The organism is Sulfurimonas sp. HSL1-2, assembly GCF_039645565.1.
In the GTDB taxonomy this organism is placed as follows: Bacteria; Campylobacterota; Campylobacteria; order Campylobacterales; family Sulfurimonadaceae; genus Thiomicrolovo; species Thiomicrolovo zhangzhouensis.
This window is the reverse complement of sequence record NZ_CP147914.1, coordinates 693,922-710,421: the sequence shown is the minus strand read 5'-3', so window position 1 is coordinate 710,421 and position 16,500 is coordinate 693,922. Positions and strand designations below refer to the sequence as shown.

Below are 16,500 nucleotides of genomic sequence, written 5' to 3'. Positions count from 1 at the left end.
TTTAGCCGCCCACGCATTGCGCCGCCACCATGACGAGCGCGAAGCCGAGCAGGAGGGAGACCCCCTGCCAGAAACGGGCCGGATCGCGTTCGATCAGCGGCGGCCTCCCCTTTTTCAAAAAAGCCCGGTTGGGATGGCGCAGGTCATAGAGGAACTCGGCGACATCCTCGTAGCGGCGCTCCGGGACCGGGTCGAGCGCCTTGCGCAGCGCCTCGTCGAACCAGACCGGCACGCCGCTCCCCTCGGTCGCGAGCGACACGTATTTGAGCTTCTTCTGCTCGGAGCGCTGTTTGGTCCGCGCCACCTGGAGACCGTAGGGGGAGCTGCCCGAGAGCATCCGGTAGAGGATCGCCGCCAGCGAGTAGAGGTCCGAACGCGGCGTGCCCGTGCTGCCCAGGAAATACTCCGGGGCCGAGTAATGCGCCGTACCGGGCATCTGGTTTGCCGCACCTTCCGGCACCGACTCCTGGATCCCCTCTATTTTCACGGACCCGAAATCAATGATCTTGAGGGTCCCCATAGCGTCGATCAGGATGTTTTCCGGGCGGAGGTCCTGGTGCACCATCTCGCGGCGGTGCAGCGCAAGCAGGCCCCGCGCGATCTGTTCGGCAAAGCGCCTTACTGTCTCCAAATCGGGACGGGGGTTGTCCGTCATCCACTGTGCCAGCGACTGCCCCTCCACGTACTCGGTCACGGTGTAGAGGTAGGCGCGCGGACGCTGCTGCGGGTAGGCCTTGAGCAGGTGGGCGTTGCTGACCCGGCGGGCGATCCACTCTTCGGTCAGGAACCGCTCCACCTGCGTGCGGTCATGCTGCAGCTCCGTCGCAAGGGTCTTGAGCACCGCGGGCGTATCGGTCTGCGTGTCGACGGCCAGGTAGACATGGCTGCGGCTCGTCCTGCTGAGCGTGCGCACGATGCGATAGCCGTCAAAATCCGACCGGGGCTCGAGCAGCGGCGCGAAAGGCTTTTCGATCACCTCCTTGTAGCGCTCGTCGATCGCCTGCTCCGGCAGGGCGTCGATGCGCAAGAGCATCAATGTCAGGTTGTCCCCGCTGCCGTTTTCCAGGGCCCGGTTGACCAGCGCCTCCGCCGCAGCGTCGTAATCGTCGCCGCACGCCTGCAGTGTTTGCAGGATATCCTCGTCAAGGATATGCTCGTAGACCCCGTCGGTCATCAGGAAAAAGACATCCCCCGCTTCCGCACTCAGCACGGCATGGTCGATGATGAGCTGCGAATCCATCCCCATGGCCCGGCTGAGGTAGCTCTCGTTCTGCGAGATCCGCAGGCGGTGGTCTTCGGTCTGCTGCTCCAGCACCCCGTCGCGCAGCCGGTAGATCCGCGCATCGCCGATATGAAAGAGGTGCACGCTCCGGCCCCGCAGCACCAGAGCGCTGAAGGTACAGACATACCCCTTGTCCATATCGAAGCGCTCCGGCCCCCGCCTGGTCTGGGCATAAAGCCAGGAGTTCGTCGCCTTGAGCACCTGCTGTGCCGCCCGGCCGACCGACCAGGTCTCCGGGGTGCTGAAGTAGTCCTCCAGAAAGGAGACGACGGCAACCTGGCTGGCGATCTGGCTCACCTCGCTGCTGCTGATGCCGTCGGCCAGCGCCGCGGCCGCGCCCTTGGTGCAAAGCAGCGTGTCGTCGGGGATGCGCAGATCGTGAAAGTCCTGGTTCAGGGGTTTGCGCCCTTTGTCGGTGTGGCTGCCGACGGTGAGCTTCACGGCTGTATTCATCGCTTGATCATCTTTGTCAGACTCCTTTTGAACACGTCCGCAAGCGCGGCCATGCTCAAAAAAAGTCGTGTTACCACGACTTGTAGGGCAGGAATTTGCCGTTCATGGTGATCACGACACGGTCGCCCGCCGGATTCTCCTCTTTGTCGATGTCCATGGAGAAGTCGATCGCACTCATGATGCCGTCGCCGAATTTCTCGCCGACAATCTCCTTGATGGTTTCGCCGTAAACGCCGACGACTTCATAGAGGCGGTAGATAAGCGGGTCGGTCGGAACGATCTGGTCCCACTTCTTGTTGGGGAACGCCTGCAGCGCTTCGGAGACCGCGGCATCCAGGCCTAGGACTTCGCACAGTTTATCTGCCGGTTCGGGCTTCAGGCTGTTCATCCCGAGGCACGCCGATGTCAGAAACACGGAACCGAGACCGACCTTCTCTGAGATCGCCTCCCAGCCAAGACCGCTGCTTTTTTTCGCCGCCATAATCGTTTCAGTCATTTCAAGCTTTGTCATAAAAAAATATTTCCTTTTTGTTTTTGAATGGATGCGGCCGGGGCCGCGATGCCGGGTTATCCCAGCACACGTTTCGGGCTTGTTCTGACGTGCGTTGCGTAGAGCGTCAGACCCGTAAATGCCAGACCGCCGACCAGGTTACCCAGTGCAACCGGAACCTCGTTCCAGAGGATGTAGTCGGAGATCGTGAAGTTACCGCCCATGATCAGGGAGAACGGGAACAGGAACATGTTGACGATGGAGTGCTCAAAGCCCATAAAGAAGAAGAGCATGACCGGCATCCACATCGCCAGGAACTTGCCGCTGACCGTCGTGGAGATCATCGCGCCGACGACACCCATGGAGACCATCCAGTTACAGAGCATGCCGCGGACAAAAACCGTAAACCAGCCGGATACACCGTGGGACTGGTAGCCCAGCGTACGCGCTTCACCGATGCCCGCCACTTTCTTGGCGATTTCGCCGCCGTCCGTGTCAAAACCGTATGTAAAAATAAAGGCCATCATAAACGCGACCGTCAGGGCACCCATCAGGTTCCCCAGCGCCACCAGACCCCAGTTACGCAGGATCTGGGCAACCGAAACGCCCGGACGTTTGTCCAGCCATGCCAGCGGAACGAGGACGAAAACACCCGTGAGCAGGTCGAAGCTCATGAGGTAGAGCATAATGAAGCCGACCGGGAAGAGCATCGCGCCGACCAGCGGTGAGCCTGTTTTCATCGCGACCGTGACGGCGAAAACCGCCGCCAGCGCGAGGATGGCCCCCGCCATATAGGCGCGGATGAGGGTGTCCTTTGTGGACATATAGACTTTCGATTCTCCCGAATCGACCATTTTTGTTACAAATTCGCTTGGAGCCAAATAGGCCATTGGATATCTCCTTATCGTGTTGTTGATCGGAGCCGCTTCCCGACCCTGCTGCCCTTCACGGAGAGCGGCATCGGCAAGGGCGTGGTCCTTCCGTACAGCAGGTGCAGAGGCACTACCACGGTCCGATCAACCTGAAAAATTCTATCGCTTAAACTTCATTCTACAGTGCAGAAAATTGTATGGAATTTATACACTTTTCTTATTATTTTATGAACACTGAAACCGTTTATGATGGCCTTTTGTGATTAAAAATAGAACTTAACAGTTTTTCTAAAAAACATCTTTCCTGTCAGCTTTGTACGAAGCGTTGTCGGTAACTCCGCCGGGCTTTTGTGTGCTGAAAAATGTCTCTGTGATGAAAGTGCCCGGGGAGAGGGCACGCTGTGAAGGGGTGTCTCCGCGCTTCAGGATTGGAAAAGTGCCACCAAGGCGTTTAGTTCCGTAAAGGCTTTGGCGCGGAGGTTGGCATTGGGTTCCAGCATCTTCACAACCATCTGGGCCAGGTTGGAGTCGATGCCGGGGCGGTCCAGCAGTGTCATATCGAGCCGCTCCCCCTCCGAGGGCATATAGTGCGCCTGCAGCGGGTAGGCCGTCTCGCCCGTCAGTTTCTTGTAAAGCCGGCAGCCGAAGTCGAAAAGCTCGAAGGATTCGTTCCGGCCGCTTTTCGCACCCGCTTCGAACCCCAACGCCAGGTCGATGCCCCTGTCGCGCAGGTAGGACTGCAGCTGCATCATAAAGCCTATCGCCGCGGGCGAGTAGCCTGAGAGCACCCGGTCGTGGAACTGCCCGAAGCTCTCCCCCGCTTTGCGCAGGCGGCGGTACTCGCGCATCAGCGACTCGACGTGGTAGCGTGCGAACCGCAGCGGCACGGACTTCAGGACGCTGTACCCCTCCTGCCCTTCGGCCGTGAGTTTGCCCCCGAGCGTGATGTGCACCCCGTGCTCCGTCTCGCCGTTCACCTTGGCCTTGCACCCCTCGAAACCGACGTCACCGACCCCGTGCAGGCCGCACCCTTTGACGCAGCCCGACCAGTGCATCCGCACGCGGCCGCCCTCCAGCGGTACCGCACGGCTGAGGTACTCGGCCATCTCGATGGCGTCGGGTTTGTTCGGGATGACGCCGAAAGGACAGTGCTCCTCGCCGGCACAGGCGATCAGGTGGTTGAAATAGGGGCTGGAGACGCTCTTGTAGGCCTCGAAAAACGGCGTCTCCATCAGGGCATCGTAACGGACGGCGTCCACCCCGAGAATGTAGAGACTCTGTTCGATGTCGAGGCGAACGCGCCCGTCGCCATAGGTCTCCGCCGCCTCCGCCGCGGCGACAAGGTCGCTGCCGCTGAAGACGCCGGAGGGGACGACGGCATGGACGGCGAAGGTGCCGTTGTTCAGCTGGACGCGCCCCTGGTCGGCGTCGTTGTTGTCAAGCTGGGTCAACGTCTCCCCGGCGGTAGCGAAGTCGATGCCCGCCTTTTCGCGGATGGCCGCGGCGAGGGCTTCCATCCCCACCGCCTCGATGAGGAAGTGCAGCCGGTTCTTGTTGCGGTTGTCGCGGAAGCCGTAGTCGCGGTAGAGCTCGATAAGGGCCCGGAACATCGCCACGGCCTCCGCTTCGTCGCGCACGAAGATATCGGCGTTGCGCGCGATCACCCCGACCCGGCCGCCGAGGTAAACGTTGTAGCCGTAGACCCCCTCTTTTTGCGCCAGCACGAAGCCGCAGTCCTGCCCGAAGATGTTGCAACGGTTGGCAAGCGACCCGCAGACCCCCGTGTTGAACTTGCGCGGCAGGGCGCTCATCCACTCCCAGTGGCCCAGGAAAAGCTCTTGCAGTTTCTGCAGCAGCCCCTGCGACGGCAGGATGTTGTCGAACGCGACCCCGTCGAGGGGGTCGTTGACCATGTTGCGGAAGTTGTCCACCCCCGTATGGAAGGTCGTCAGCCCCACCCTTTCAAGGCGATCCAAGATCTCCGGCATCGCCTCGATGCTCAGATAGCGCAGCACGATCTGCGCCCGGGTCGAAATGTCCATGTAGTCCTGGCCGAACGCTTTGGCGATCTCGCCGACGGTGCGCGCCTGGGCGGCATCCAGCTGGCCGCCGGGAATGCGCACCCGCATCATAAAACGCTCCGGGGTCATCGGGCGGTCGAAAATGCCGAAGCACTTCAGAAAGTAGCCCAGGTCCTCTTTGGGAATGCTGCCGTACCCCCCTTTGGCGTACTCGGCGATCTGCTCGAACGCCTCTTTGGGGGTTTTGAGCGCCTTGGTCTGCTCGACCTTGTTCGTTTTGGTATTCCGGGCTTCAGAGGCCGCTTGCAATACGCTGATCATGGTACTCCCCTTCGTTGATGTACTGCGGCAGCACCGCATGCAGGTTGACGACGTCGCCGAAGACGATGATCGCGGGACGCGGCGCGTTTTCGGCCACCGCCGGCAGTCCCTCCAGCGTCGTCACAAAGCGCTGCTGGTCCGGCCGGGAGGCGTTGGAGATGACGGCGCAGGGCATCGTTGCCGCTACACCCGCTTCCAGTGCCTTCTCTACAATCTCTTTGGCGCGCGAGACCCCCATCAGCACGATGGTCGTATGGTTTTTGAGCTTCAGCAGGTCGATCCACTCGGTATTGATACGGTTGCCCGCCAGGTGTGCGGAGACGATGGAGAGGTTCGCCGCGTACCCCCGCGCCGTCGGCGCGATGCCCGCGGCAAGCGGTCCGGCGACGGCCGAAGAGATCCCCGGCACGACTTCGACACGGATCCCCTCCGCGGCCAATGCCTGCGCCTCTTCCGCCCCGCGCCCGAAGATGTAGGGGTCCCCCGCTTTGAGCCGGGCGACCTCCAAGCCCTTCTGCGCGTACTCGATCAGGAGTTCATTGATCTTCTCCTGCTTGATGCTGTGGTGCCCTTTACGCTTGCCGACGTGGATGACCATCGTCGCTTTGGGGATGATTGCCTTGATCTCCTCGCTCACCAGGTGATCGACGAAGACGACGTCCGCTTCCGTGATAAGGCGGTAGGCCTTGAGCGTCAGCAGGTCGACGTCCCCCGTGCCGCAGCCGACCAGGTGCACCCGTCCGAGCTGCCGGTTCGCCTCGGCTTTGAGCGCCCCCGGGCGGATATGCCCGGCAAGGCGCTCGCGCATCGCCTTTTGGCCCAGTGCGGCCAATGATGCGGGCAGCATCCGGGCGATCTTGTCGCGAATGGCCTGGGCGATCGCCGGCGAGCCCCCGCTGGAACTTACCGCAATCTTGACCGGCCCCTGCTCGATCAGCGCGGCAAAGAAGAAGTCGCACTGCTCCGGGACGTCGACGACGTTGAGCAGGAAACGCTGCCGCTGTTTGAGTGCCGTCAGCATCGCCGTCACCCCGGCATTGCCGGTGGCATCAATGATGATGCCGTACTCCCGGCAATCCTCCTCCGTCACGGAACGTTCACACGCCTCCGGGACAAGCGAGCGCATCGCCTCGCTGCAAAGCGCGGCGATGACGTCGAAATCGATCTGGTTGCGGCGCATCACCTGCGCCTTTTGCAGGGCGACCGGCCCGCCGCCTATCAGCAGTATCTTCGGGTTGTGCAGCACAACGGGAAGGGTAATTCTTTGCATCATGAATCCTTCGTATGTTTTTTAATGCGCCTTCGGTGGTGAAGATGCGTCAAAAAACATGACCGTCGCCGGCGGCCGGACCGGCCGCACGAACGCTTATTTGATCATAAACTTGTAATCGAGCTGAGCCCAGACCTTGGTGACGTCGTTGCCCGTGTCGCCTTTGGAGTAGAAAGCCGCTTTCGCCAGGAACGCGAGGTCCTTGACGCCCGGGACCTTGTTCGCATAGAGCACGTCAAACTCGCTGCCGAGGTCCTTGTTTGCACCGGAGAGGGCGTCAAACTTGTGGTAGACGCCCAGCACTTTCCCGAAGCCCGCCGCGGCATATCCCAGCGTACCGCTCAGGTCCGCCAGACCGTCGTTGTTGCTTCCGGACGTGCGACCGAGGAAGACGTCCGCCCACCCCTGGAACTTGTGCAGGGTCGCCAGCGGGGTCGTGAACCCTTTCGTGCTGTTGCTTTCGGCGTCTCCCAGCACCTCGTACTCCGCCCCGACAATGAGGCCGGAGATGTTCGCGCCCAGGGCGATGTCGTAGTAGGCAGCATCGATCTCCGGCGCATCATCGAGGGCGTAGGTCAGCGAGGCGTCGCTCTGCTTGGCATAGGAGGCCGCATAGTTCAGCGTCACGCCGTCCAGGGCGATATCCCCGGAGACGCGCAGGCCGTAAGTGTCGTGAATGTCGGCCAGCATATAGCCGAACCCTGTGACGGAGAGCGCCTTGCCCGCCGAGTACGTAGCGTGCAGGAGCAGCGAGCCCGTATCGGTCGTCGGGTTGGCGTTGACGCCCTGGTAGCCGTAAATCCAGGAGGCCATGAGGGAGAGGCCCTCGATGGAACCGTTGCTCAGCGTCACCGTGTCGTAGGCACGCTCCATCTGGCGCCAGCCGACGGTACCCACGAAGCGCTGGTCGTCGAGGTTGACGAAGGAGCGCCCCGCGAGCAGCGTCGTGTCCGCCGCCGTATAGGCCAGGTAGCCCTCGGTCAGGATTGCCTGCTGCGGGTCGAGGATCAGGTCATACGTCGCATCCTGCGGCGCGTAGTCGTTGTAGCCGAAGTTGTTGACCGAGGTCATCCCCACTTTGGCGGTGAGCCCTTCGAGGCCGAGAAGCGTCCCTTCGACCGCGAGGCGCGTCCGGGCCGTGAAAGCGTTGGCCGTATCGAGGCCGTTATCCTTCACGTCCGCCATCTCGTAGCGCGGGCGGATCTCGCCGCTCATTTTCATTCCGTCCAGGAGGACGATCTCTTCGGCCGCCGACGCAGCCACACCCATACTTCCCACAATAACCGGCACGGCGGCCAGCGACAACATCCACTTCTTCATTCAATCTATCCTTCTAAAATCTCGAGGCGGCACCTCTGGAGAGCCCCGCATGATGCCACGGGACTCCCCAGAAGGGCGAGCGACTTTTTAATGCCGCGGAAACGCATTCCGCCGGCTACTTAGTACTTTTTATAAGCAGTGTTTATTCGTCTTCCTTGGCGAACTTCTCGTAGAGGAAGCTCAGGATCGCTTCGCGGCAGCGGACGTATTCGGGGTCCTTCTGCAGCGCCACGCGGTCGCGGGGGCGTTCCAGGTTCACTTCCAGGATCTCGCCGATAGTCGCTTCGGGGCCGTTGGTCATCATGATGACCCGATCCGAGAGCAGGACCGCCTCGTCGACATCGTGGGTGATGATGATGACGGTGTTCTGCACGTCCTGCTGAATGCGCATCAGGTGCTCCTGCAGGTTGGCCCGCGTCAGCGAATCGAGCGCCCCGAAAGGCTCGTCCATCAGCAACACGTCGGGTTTGATGGAGAGCGCCCGTGCAATGCCGACGCGCTGCTTCATCCCCCCGCTGATCTCGCCGGGGTATTTGTCCTTGGCGTGGTCGAGGTTGACCAGGTGCACAAACTTCATGACCCGTGCGGCGACTTCGTTCTTGTTCAGTTCCGGCATCACCTTTTTGACGGCCATCTCGATGTTCTGGTAAACCGTCAGCCACGGCAGCAGCGAGTGGTTCTGGAAGACCACCGCACGCTCCGGGCCGGGGCCGCCGATCTCCTTGTTGTTCAGGAAGATCCCGCCGGCCGTATTGAGGTCGAGCCCCGCAATCATGTTGAGCAGGGTCGACTTGCCGCACCCGGAGTGCCCGATGATCGAGATGATCTCGTTCTTTTTAATCTCCAGGTCGACGTCCCGGACCGCCACGTACTCTTTCCCGCCCGGGAGCGGGAACACCTTGTCGACATGTTCCAGTGAGAGAAATTTACCCATGCTGTCCTCCTCAGGCGCGTTTTCGGTAGTCGAAGAAATCGGCTATTTTGCCCATGATGACGTCGAGGATGTACCCCACGACACCGACGATGATGATCCCGATAATGATGTTCGGGTAGTTCAGGTTGTTATACTCGTCCCAGATCCAGAACCCTATGCCGATCCCGCCGGTAAGCATCTCCGCCGCGACGATGACGAGCCAGGCGATCCCCAGGCTCAGGCGCATCCCCGTAAAGATGTACGGCACCGCGACCGGCAGGATGATCTTGCGGATCGTCTCCAGCGGCGTGAACTGCAGCACCTTCGCGACGTTGAGGTAATCCTGGTCGACGCTGCGCACCCCCAGCGAGGTGTTGATGATAATCGGCCAGATCGACGTGATAAAGATCGTCGCAACCGCCGTCAGGTTGATGTCCTGGAACACCATCAGCAGCAGCGGCAGCCACGCCAGCGGCGAGACGGGTTTGAGGATCTGGATATAGGGGTTGAGCGCCTGCATGAAGCTCTGGCTCATCCCGATAACCAGACCCACCGGGATCCCCACGAGGATCGCCAGGGCAAAGCCGCCGAAAACGCGGCCGAGGGAGTTCATGATCTGCCAGGCGATCCCTTTGTCGTCCTCGTTCTCCACGTAGAACGGGTCGGAGAGCACCCCTTTGATCTCCATCTCTTCGGCATTGACGCCCCCGAAGGCCGCGACCCAGGTGTAGTACGGGGTCGGGAACTCCTCGACGTTGTTGGCCACCAGCTGCCACCCCGCCAGAATGGCGAAGAGCACCATCAGCGGCAGTGCGATTTTTTTAATTATTTTTTGCATCATGTTTTCCTGTTTTCAGCACAAACGGCCGGACTTATTCGGTGACGTATTTCGGGTCGGCACAGCCGGCGGGACCGTACGGGCAGACATAGTCGGGCTGCGCCGTCTTGAGGCTCCCCTCCCAGCCGTTGACCGCCTTGAGTTCGGCCTCGCCGACTTTCGGATGCGTCACTTTGAAGCTGTAGATGTACTCCACCGCCTTGTTCGGGTCGAACACCTTGCCGTCCATGAACATGTTGTACTTGTCCACCCCGTCTTTTTTCCACGGGCTCGGCGGCAGCGCATAGCCCACCTCTTTGGCCGCGATCTCAAAGAGGTCGGGGCGGTAGGTCTTCTCGATGACCGCTTTCATGTCGACAGGCTGCTCCAGCTGGCCCCAGCGGTACATCTGCGTGATGAACCACATGCCGTGGCTGTAAAAAGGGTACGCCGCATAGTAGTTGGCAAAGACGTTGAACATCGGGTTGGGCTCGGAGTCCTGCCCCTTGAGGTACTGGAAGGTCCCCGTCATCGACTTTTCAAGCACGTCGACAGGCGCCTTGACGTAGTTGGGCTTGCTGAGGATCTTCGCCGCCTCTTTGCGGTGTTCCCAGCTTTCATCCAGCCACATCTGCGCTTCGATGATCGCCTTCATGACCGCCTTGGTCGTCTCCGGGTTCTTCTCCACGAAATCCGCGCGGGCCTGCAGCACCTTCTCGGGGTTGTTGTTCCAGATGTCATAGTTCGTGACCAGGGTGGAGCCCTTCTTTTTCAAAACGACGCGTTCGTTCCACGGCTCCCCGACGCAGTATCCTTCGATGTTCCCGGCAATGAGGTTGCTCGGCATCGTCGGCGGCGGGAAAGGTTTGATCGTCGCATCGGCATCCGGGTCGATGCCCGACGTCGCCATCCAGTAGCGCAGTTCGTAGTTGTGCGTGGAGACCGGGTGGACCATACCGAAGTCGAGCGGCTTGTACTTGCCGCCCTCTTTCGCATGCTTGGCGTCGATGTACTTTTTCAGCGACTCGGAGCCCAGCGGGCGTTTCTTGTCATCCATGCCGTACTTTTTCATCTGCTTCATGATGTTGTTGCCGAAGGTGATGCCGTTGCCGTTGAAATCGAGGCTCAGCAGCGCGACCAGGTTCGCATCACCGTTGATGCCCAGCGTCGCCGCGATCGGCATCCCCGCCAGGGCGTGCGAGAAGTCGTACTCGCCGTTGATCACCTTCTGCTGGATCCCCGGCCAACCGCCGCCCTCTTTGACGACGTGGACGTCCAGGCCGTACTTGTCAAAAAAACCCTTCTCCTCCGCGATGACGATAGGAGCACAGTCCGTCAGCGCAATAAATCCGATGGTCAGCTTCTTCTTTTCGACTGCTGCCATCAGCGTCGTCGCCGCCAGCCCGAGGGCGAGTCCGGCCAGTGTCAAACCTTTCAATCCAGATGCACTTTTCATTGCTTTAACCTTTATTTTTTTTGAAACTCTGTTTCGGTTGCACCATTATGGCATGCTATAGGGATGAATTTAACTATTTATTTGTATGTTTTTTATACAATAATCTTAATATTTTCTTAGCAAAGCATGTCATAATACGTCAGCAACAACGAAATATCGACCCCTATATATAGAGAAAGGTTTGTTATGAAAATCAAATCCGTCTGCGGATACTGCGGAGTGGGCTGCGGCATCGAGTACGACACCCGGCGCCTTGTCGGCGACATCGATTACCCTGTCAACGAGGGGCTCGTCTGCTCGAAGGGGGCCAGCGAGCTTCATACCATCGAGACACCGACTCGGCTGCTGCGCCCCAAGCTTCGCAAAGCCTACGAAGACTTTACGGATATCTCCTGGGAGATGGCCATCGAGACGATCGTCCACAACATCCGCTCCACCTCCCCCGAGCGGATCGGCTTCTACCTCTCGGGCCAGATGCTCACCGAGGACTACTACGTCGCCAACAAGCTCGGCAAGGGGTTCCTGGGGACGAACAACGTCGACACCAACTCGCGCACCTGCATGGCCAGCGCCGTCGTCGCCCACAAGAAAGTCTTCGGCGCCGACTACGTCCCCGTGCGGATGGAGGAGATCGAGCACTGCGACCTGCTCATCATGATCGGGGCGAACCCCGCAGAGGCGCACGTCGTCTTTAACAACAAGATCAAGAAAGCGAAAAAAGAGGGGCTCAAAACCGTCGTCATCGACCCGCGCCGTACGGAAACCGCCGAGCAGGCGGATCTCCACCTCCCCATCCGCGTCGGCACCGACATCGACTTCCTCAGCCTCGTCGCGCGCCGCATCGTCGACGACGGCAAGACCGACAACGCCTTCCTCGACGCGCATGTCAACGGCTTTGACGCCTACCTCAAAAAGATCAAGAAGGTCCCGACCAAGAAGCTGCTCAAGCGGTGCGGGCTGGAAGAAGAGGCGTTCGAAGCCTTTATGGAACTCTTTTACGAAAGCGAAAACGTCATCTCCGCCTGGACGATGGGGCTGAACCAGAGCGCGCAGGGGGTCGACAAGAACCTCGCGCTCATCAACCTCCACCTGCTTACCGGCAAGATCAACCGCCCCGGCAACGGCCCCTTCTCCCTGACCGGCCAGCCCAACGCAATGGGGGGCCGCGAGGTCGGGGGGCTGGCGACGACCCTCGCCGTGCACCTGGACTTTAACGAGGAGTCCATCGCCAAGGTGAGCGAATTCTGGGGCACGCAGAACATCGCCCCCGCGCCGGGACTGACGGCCTTCGAGATGATTGAAGCGGCCGAACGGCGCGAACTGGACGTCCTTATCATCTGCCACACCGACCCCGTCTACCACCTTCCCAACCGCAAACGGGTCGAGGCGGCCCTCAAAAAGGTGCCCTTTATCGTCGAGATCAACGCCTACGACGACAGCGAAACGAAACCCTTCGCCCACCTGCGCCTGCCGGCGGCCCCCTGGGGCGAAAAAGAGGGGACGCAGACCAACATGGACCGCAGCATCACCCGCCAGGAGCGGCTGACGCGCCGCAGCATCGACTGCAAACCCGACTGGGAGATCTTTACGATGATCGGGCGGGCCATGGGCTTCGTGCGCGCCTTCGACTACCCTAACGCCGAAGCGGTCTGGGACGAATACCGCCGCATGACGGCCCTCAGCCCGAAGGGGCACATGGACATCAGCGGCGTCGATGCCGCCAGCCTCAAAAACGGCGGCTACGTCTGGGGCGAAGGGCTCTTTGACAACAACGAATTCCTCACCCCCGACGGCAAGGCGAACCTCATCTACGTGCAGAATGAACGCCGCAGCGAAAACACATCGCTGGAGTTCCCCTACCTGCTCACGACCGGGCGGACCCGCGACCAGTGGCACAGCGGCACGAAAACCGCCTTCGTCGACCGGCTGCTCAAACACAAGCCGCTGAGCTACATCGAGATCAACAGCGAAGACGCGCAGAGCGCGGGCATCGCCGACGGTGACAAGGTCAAGGTGACGACGGCGAGGGGTTCGCTCGTCTTCGAGGCGAAGGTGACGGAGAACATCCGCGAAAAGACCCTCTTCGTCCCCGTCACCGACCGCCGGATCAACTACCTCACCAACGACCTCCTCGACCCGGAGTCAAAAGAGCCCGATTACAACCACAACGCGGCGAAGCTGGAGAAGTGGGCGGGGTGACATCAAGAACGGCCAGGGCTGCTGCGTCTCAACTATCCTGACTGCGATTTTCTTTTTTGAGCTGCCGCGATCTGAGTACCAGTGCCGTGACCGTGACGACCAATCCCGGCACTCCGACAAGGATAAAGAGGATCGTCCCGAGCATTCCGGATGCTTCGTTGCCCGGACGGCCGCCGACCAGCAGGTCGGTATAGACCCAGGGGAAGCCCCCCACTGCCAGCATCGCAATTCCTATGCTCAAAAGGGTTCGTGCGAATCCCCGGCCCTTCAGCCATCCCATCCCTCTGAATATGGTGACGGCACCGACAAAAAGTATGGGGAGTCCGAGATAGGAGAGTATGAACAGCGCCGACGGCAGGACCCTGTCGGCCCGTGCGTGTAAAAGGTCTTTGAAGGCCACGAGGCCTATGACGGCAAGCAGCAGGCCCACCGCCACCATCCTTACATTCTTCTCACTGTTGCCGGAGTCTTTTATCGTCATATCGGAATCCTTCACGCATGCATGACGACTATAGCGGGTCCTGGGGCATCCCATTGCCGAAGAGTGTACCGATCCAGACCGGGCGTGAGGGGTCTCCCGCTTCAAACATCACCCAGACGGCATCGCCTACTTTCGGCATCTGCCGTGAACCCCTCGGAATACACGGCTCCGCCCACTGCTCTATTTCCGCCGACACATCGGGAATACGCACCGCGAGTCTTTTCCTGTTTTGCGAGTCTTTTTTGTCCAAAACGATCCCGCGATATACGCCGAAAAACCGAGTGTTCATCGTGTTTCATCCTTTCGTATCAAATCCATTGATTTGTCCCACGGATTTTGACTGTTCCCTTTGATCATTTTCCATAGTTTTCAAATGACTGCTCAATCCCCATGTGGACCTCATAGTCGACATAGTCGGAGATATGGAGTTCCTCATTCTCGAACACTTCACGCTGCTTGACCGCATCCATGGACGGCCAGCTCTCCACCCCGATGTAGTCCCACTTCTCATCCGTACTGCTGCAGTCTATCATCGAGACCGCTTTCATCCCCAGGCTGTCAAGGTTTGCCCTATCTTTTGCCATGAAAGCCGCCCTCTCTGCTTCTGAAAGCTCAAAAAACGCCGTTTTCATTTTTGCGAAAAACAGCCTGATGATCGGGGTCTCACTGCTCATGATTTTTTCCTTTCTAAATCTTCTTTTGTAAAGTATGACGTTTGATTGGTCTCCTTTGATTTGTTAGACAATCTTTTTTGTCCTTCGTGGATTAACTGGCCAAGAGTCTCATAAAATCCCTTTTCAAATTGCTCTAGTCCTATTTCTTTGTCCAATGCATATATTAATGAGTAAGTACTCTGTAATGTTGTTAAAAGCAAGGTAGCAATAACTTGTTGATTGTGCTCAATCATACTCGTATCTGTAAATGATTTAATTTCTTTCCCATGAATTAAACCCATTGCTTGCAACATACCGTATAAAGTCCCATGTGCAATATTTGATGCCGTTCTATAAATTGTCAAATGAGCTACTTGTAAAGAGCGTGAAGCTACTTTTCCATATTTCTTGTCAATTAAGTTTATTTGATTCGGAATATTATGCTTTGTCCAAGAACGTGGATTTTTTGATTTAATTGGATTGTGTTTTGCGAAGCCAACAGAGTGATTATTCCCATCGAATGTAAAAAAAACTGCTTCGCTATCTGTAGCTATGGAACGAGCCGGTTCTTTTGCAATTTCATCTTGCGTGTATTGCATCATTTCATCCATAGCCTCAAAGTTCGTAGACAAAATGGTTAGGACATTTAAAATAGTTTCATATATAACTCTTGAAGTCACATAGCAGTCACGCATTTTATTGTAACGACTTAATATGGCTAAAGATTCCATTGAATCTGATATAGCCAGCAGAAGAAGAAACAGTTCATTATTGATTTTAGTATCTTGTTTCAAAATGAAATCGCAGGCTTCTTTGTAAGTTTTTATACCTTCAAAATAAAGCTGTACTAATATTTCAATATCTTCTGTTTTCATGCCTCTGCTTTGTATGTCTAACGTTTAACAAGATCAATCATATATTTCGATCAAAAACCATGATAGCAGAGTAGCAAATAGAAATCATTGAAATCTCACATCGTGCCATTATCGGAGTATAATTCCCGAAATTTTCAGCAGGGAAATAGAATGGCGGGTTGGATCGTACTGGCGATGGTGTTGTGGGGCATCGGCTGGCCCGCGCTCAAGGTCGTGACGGATACTGCCGTCCCGGTCGAGACGGTCACCTTTCTGCGCTTCGCCATCATGGCGGTTTCCTTCCTGCCCATCCTCTACTGGCGGCGCAAGCCGCTGCGCCTCAACCGCCGGACGCTGCGCTTCTCCATCGCCGCGGGCGCGCTCAACGTCGCCTTTATGTACTTTGCCTTCTGGGGTGTGCAGACGGGCAGCGCCGGGGCGGGCGGGGTCATCATTACCGTGGCCAGCCCCATCCTCACCGCCCTGCTCGCACTGCTTGTGTTCCGCACCCGCGTCACCCCGCCGCAGCTGCTCGGCCTCGGCGTCGGGCTGTTCGGCGGGATGCTGATGCTGGAGGTGTGGCACGCCGACCTTCTGCACAGCGGCAACGTCTTCTTTATCGGCAGCGCGATTGTCTGGGCCGTACTCACCCTGCTGGGGCAGCAGTCGCACACGGAGATGGAGCCCATCCATTTCAACTTCTGGCTGGCGGTTTTCGCGGTGCCCATCGCGCTCGTTCCGGCGCTGCCTGCGGGGCTGGGCACGGTGCTGGACCAGGACTGGCGTTTCTGGACGGGGCTGCTCTTTCTGGCCATCATGGGACAGACGGTGGCCTCGACCATCTACTTTGTCGCGGCGGGCAAGATCGGCTCGGCCAGGGCCGGAAGCTATATGTTCCTCGTCCCGCTGACCGCCCTGGCGGCCAGTTTCCTGCTGCTGGGCGAACGCCCCTCCTTCTGGCTCGTGGCGGGGGGTGCCGTCAGCACCGCCGCCGTCTACTTCATCAACGCCCGCAAACGCTGAGGCCCCGCGCCCTGCCGGAACAAAAGTCCGGCTAAAGAAGCAGCATAGACGCCTGCCGCTTCGCAGAGTTTAAAG

The 16,500-nt window shown here is 58.7% G+C and carries 15 protein-coding genes; 2 read left to right on the top strand and 13 right to left on the bottom strand.

All coding sequences use genetic code 11. The features are described 5' to 3' along the window. Nucleotide 1: 1 nt before the first annotated feature. From WCX18_RS03585 to WCX18_RS03545, 9 genes are all read right to left on the bottom strand, one after another. Nucleotides 2–1,735 (bottom strand): bifunctional protein-serine/threonine kinase/phosphatase, encoded by a 1,734-nt coding sequence (locus WCX18_RS03585; RefSeq protein ID WP_345989649.1) that lies wholly within the window; start codon nucleotides 1,733–1,735, stop codon nucleotides 2–4. Nucleotides 1,736–1,805: 70 nt separating this feature from the next. After that, a complete protein-coding gene (gene cynS, locus WCX18_RS03580) occupies nucleotides 1,806–2,246 on the bottom strand; it encodes a cyanase (RefSeq protein ID WP_231020456.1) in 441 nt (146 codons plus the stop codon). A gap of 56 nt (nucleotides 2,247–2,302) precedes the next feature. Further along, on the bottom strand, nucleotides 2,303–3,115 hold the full coding sequence (locus WCX18_RS03575; protein WP_345989647.1) for a formate/nitrite transporter family protein: 813 nt from the start codon (nucleotides 3,113–3,115) through the stop codon (nucleotides 2,303–2,305). A gap of 404 nt (nucleotides 3,116–3,519) precedes the next feature. Continuing rightward, nucleotides 3,520–5,439, bottom strand: coding sequence for a ferredoxin--nitrite reductase (locus WCX18_RS03570; RefSeq protein ID WP_345989645.1), 1,920 nt, complete (start codon nucleotides 5,437–5,439; stop codon nucleotides 3,520–3,522). Beyond that, a complete protein-coding gene (gene cobA, locus WCX18_RS03565) occupies nucleotides 5,411–6,712 on the bottom strand; it encodes a uroporphyrinogen-III C-methyltransferase (RefSeq protein WP_345989643.1) in 1,302 nt (433 codons plus the stop codon). Before cobA ends, WCX18_RS03570 begins: the two co-directional genes overlap by 29 nt. Nucleotides 6,713–6,805: 93 nt before the next feature. Continuing rightward, nucleotides 6,806–8,029 (bottom strand): hypothetical protein, encoded by a 1,224-nt coding sequence (locus tag WCX18_RS03560; RefSeq protein ID WP_345989641.1) that lies wholly within the window; start codon nucleotides 8,027–8,029, stop codon nucleotides 6,806–6,808. A 142-nt stretch (nucleotides 8,030–8,171) separates the two neighbouring features. Next, nucleotides 8,172–8,963 carry an ABC transporter ATP-binding protein gene (locus tag WCX18_RS03555; protein ID WP_345989639.1) on the bottom strand — a complete coding sequence of 264 codons (792 nt, stop codon included), beginning with the start codon at nucleotides 8,961–8,963 and terminating at the stop codon, nucleotides 8,172–8,174. Between the two features lie 10 nt (nucleotides 8,964–8,973). Beyond that, nucleotides 8,974–9,780, bottom strand: coding sequence for a nitrate ABC transporter permease (ntrB, locus tag WCX18_RS03550; RefSeq protein WP_345989637.1), 807 nt, complete (start codon nucleotides 9,778–9,780; stop codon nucleotides 8,974–8,976). Nucleotides 9,781–9,814: 34 nt separating this feature from the next. Continuing rightward, nucleotides 9,815–11,215 carry a CmpA/NrtA family ABC transporter substrate-binding protein gene (locus tag WCX18_RS03545; protein WP_345989635.1) on the bottom strand — a complete coding sequence of 467 codons (1,401 nt, stop codon included), beginning with the start codon at nucleotides 11,213–11,215 and terminating at the stop codon, nucleotides 9,815–9,817. A 186-nt stretch (nucleotides 11,216–11,401) separates the two neighbouring features. Between WCX18_RS03545 and WCX18_RS03540 the strand changes: the two genes are divergently transcribed. Next, nucleotides 11,402–13,414, top strand: a complete 2,013-nt coding sequence (locus WCX18_RS03540) for a molybdopterin oxidoreductase family protein (RefSeq protein WP_345989632.1) — start codon at nucleotides 11,402–11,404, stop codon at nucleotides 13,412–13,414. Between the two features lie 28 nt (nucleotides 13,415–13,442). Here the strand turns inward: WCX18_RS03540 and WCX18_RS03535 are convergent, their stop codons facing one another. The 4 genes from WCX18_RS03535 to WCX18_RS03520 all read right to left on the bottom strand — a co-directional run bounded on the left by WCX18_RS03535 (nucleotide 13,443) and on the right by WCX18_RS03520 (nucleotide 15,423). Continuing rightward, complete coding sequence (locus tag WCX18_RS03535) at nucleotides 13,443–13,895, bottom strand: hypothetical protein (RefSeq protein ID WP_345989629.1); 453 nt, start codon at nucleotides 13,893–13,895, stop codon at nucleotides 13,443–13,445. 28 nt (nucleotides 13,896–13,923) lie between these two features. Beyond that, nucleotides 13,924–14,184 carry a phage baseplate assembly protein V gene (locus tag WCX18_RS03530; RefSeq protein ID WP_345989627.1) on the bottom strand — a complete coding sequence of 87 codons (261 nt, stop codon included), beginning with the start codon at nucleotides 14,182–14,184 and terminating at the stop codon, nucleotides 13,924–13,926. 64 nt (nucleotides 14,185–14,248) lie between these two features. Beyond that, the gene (locus WCX18_RS03525; protein WP_345989625.1) at nucleotides 14,249–14,569 is read right to left on the bottom strand and encodes a hypothetical protein; all 321 of its coding nucleotides are present in this window, start codon (nucleotides 14,567–14,569) and stop codon (nucleotides 14,249–14,251) included. Further along, on the bottom strand, nucleotides 14,566–15,423 hold the full coding sequence (locus tag WCX18_RS03520; protein WP_345989622.1) for a hypothetical protein: 858 nt from the start codon (nucleotides 15,421–15,423) through the stop codon (nucleotides 14,566–14,568). The genes WCX18_RS03525 and WCX18_RS03520 overlap by 4 nt, the downstream gene beginning before the upstream one ends. A gap of 150 nt (nucleotides 15,424–15,573) precedes the next feature. Here WCX18_RS03520 and WCX18_RS03515 point away from each other — a divergent pair, with 150 nt between their 5' ends. Next, complete coding sequence (locus tag WCX18_RS03515; protein WP_345989620.1) at nucleotides 15,574–16,425, top strand: DMT family transporter; 852 nt, start codon at nucleotides 15,574–15,576, stop codon at nucleotides 16,423–16,425. The last annotated feature ends 75 nt before the right edge of the window (nucleotides 16,426–16,500 follow it).

What these genes read in the sequence shown, in the direction of transcription:
- WCX18_RS03585 (WP_345989649.1), bottom strand. Translation starts at nt 1,735, where the DNA reads ATGAATACAGCCGTGAAGCTCACCGTCGGCAGCCACACCGACAAAGGG.
- cynS (WP_231020456.1), bottom strand. Translation starts at nt 2,246, where the DNA reads ATGACAAAGCTTGAAATGACTGAAACGATTATGGCGGCGAAAAAAAGC.
- WCX18_RS03575 (WP_345989647.1), bottom strand. Translation starts at nt 3,115, where the DNA reads ATGGCCTATTTGGCTCCAAGCGAATTTGTAACAAAAATGGTCGATTCG.
- WCX18_RS03570 (WP_345989645.1), bottom strand. Translation starts at nt 5,439, where the DNA reads ATGATCAGCGTATTGCAAGCGGCCTCTGAAGCCCGGAATACCAAAACG.
- cobA (WP_345989643.1), bottom strand. Translation starts at nt 6,712, where the DNA reads ATGATGCAAAGAATTACCCTTCCCGTTGTGCTGCACAACCCGAAGATA.
- WCX18_RS03560 (WP_345989641.1), bottom strand. Translation starts at nt 8,029, where the DNA reads ATGAAGAAGTGGATGTTGTCGCTGGCCGCCGTGCCGGTTATTGTGGGA.
- WCX18_RS03555 (WP_345989639.1), bottom strand. Translation starts at nt 8,963, where the DNA reads ATGGGTAAATTTCTCTCACTGGAACATGTCGACAAGGTGTTCCCGCTC.
- ntrB (WP_345989637.1), bottom strand. Translation starts at nt 9,780, where the DNA reads ATGCAAAAAATAATTAAAAAAATCGCACTGCCGCTGATGGTGCTCTTC.
- WCX18_RS03545 (WP_345989635.1), bottom strand. Translation starts at nt 11,215, where the DNA reads ATGAAAAGTGCATCTGGATTGAAAGGTTTGACACTGGCCGGACTCGCC.
- WCX18_RS03540 (WP_345989632.1), top strand. Translation starts at nt 11,402, where the DNA reads ATGAAAATCAAATCCGTCTGCGGATACTGCGGAGTGGGCTGCGGCATC.
- WCX18_RS03535 (WP_345989629.1), bottom strand. Translation starts at nt 13,895, where the DNA reads ATGACGATAAAAGACTCCGGCAACAGTGAGAAGAATGTAAGGATGGTG.
- WCX18_RS03530 (WP_345989627.1), bottom strand. Translation starts at nt 14,184, where the DNA reads ATGAACACTCGGTTTTTCGGCGTATATCGCGGGATCGTTTTGGACAAA.
- WCX18_RS03525 (WP_345989625.1), bottom strand. Translation starts at nt 14,569, where the DNA reads ATGAGCAGTGAGACCCCGATCATCAGGCTGTTTTTCGCAAAAATGAAA.
- WCX18_RS03520 (WP_345989622.1), bottom strand. Translation starts at nt 15,423, where the DNA reads ATGAAAACAGAAGATATTGAAATATTAGTACAGCTTTATTTTGAAGGT.
- WCX18_RS03515 (WP_345989620.1), top strand. Translation starts at nt 15,574, where the DNA reads ATGGCGGGTTGGATCGTACTGGCGATGGTGTTGTGGGGCATCGGCTGG.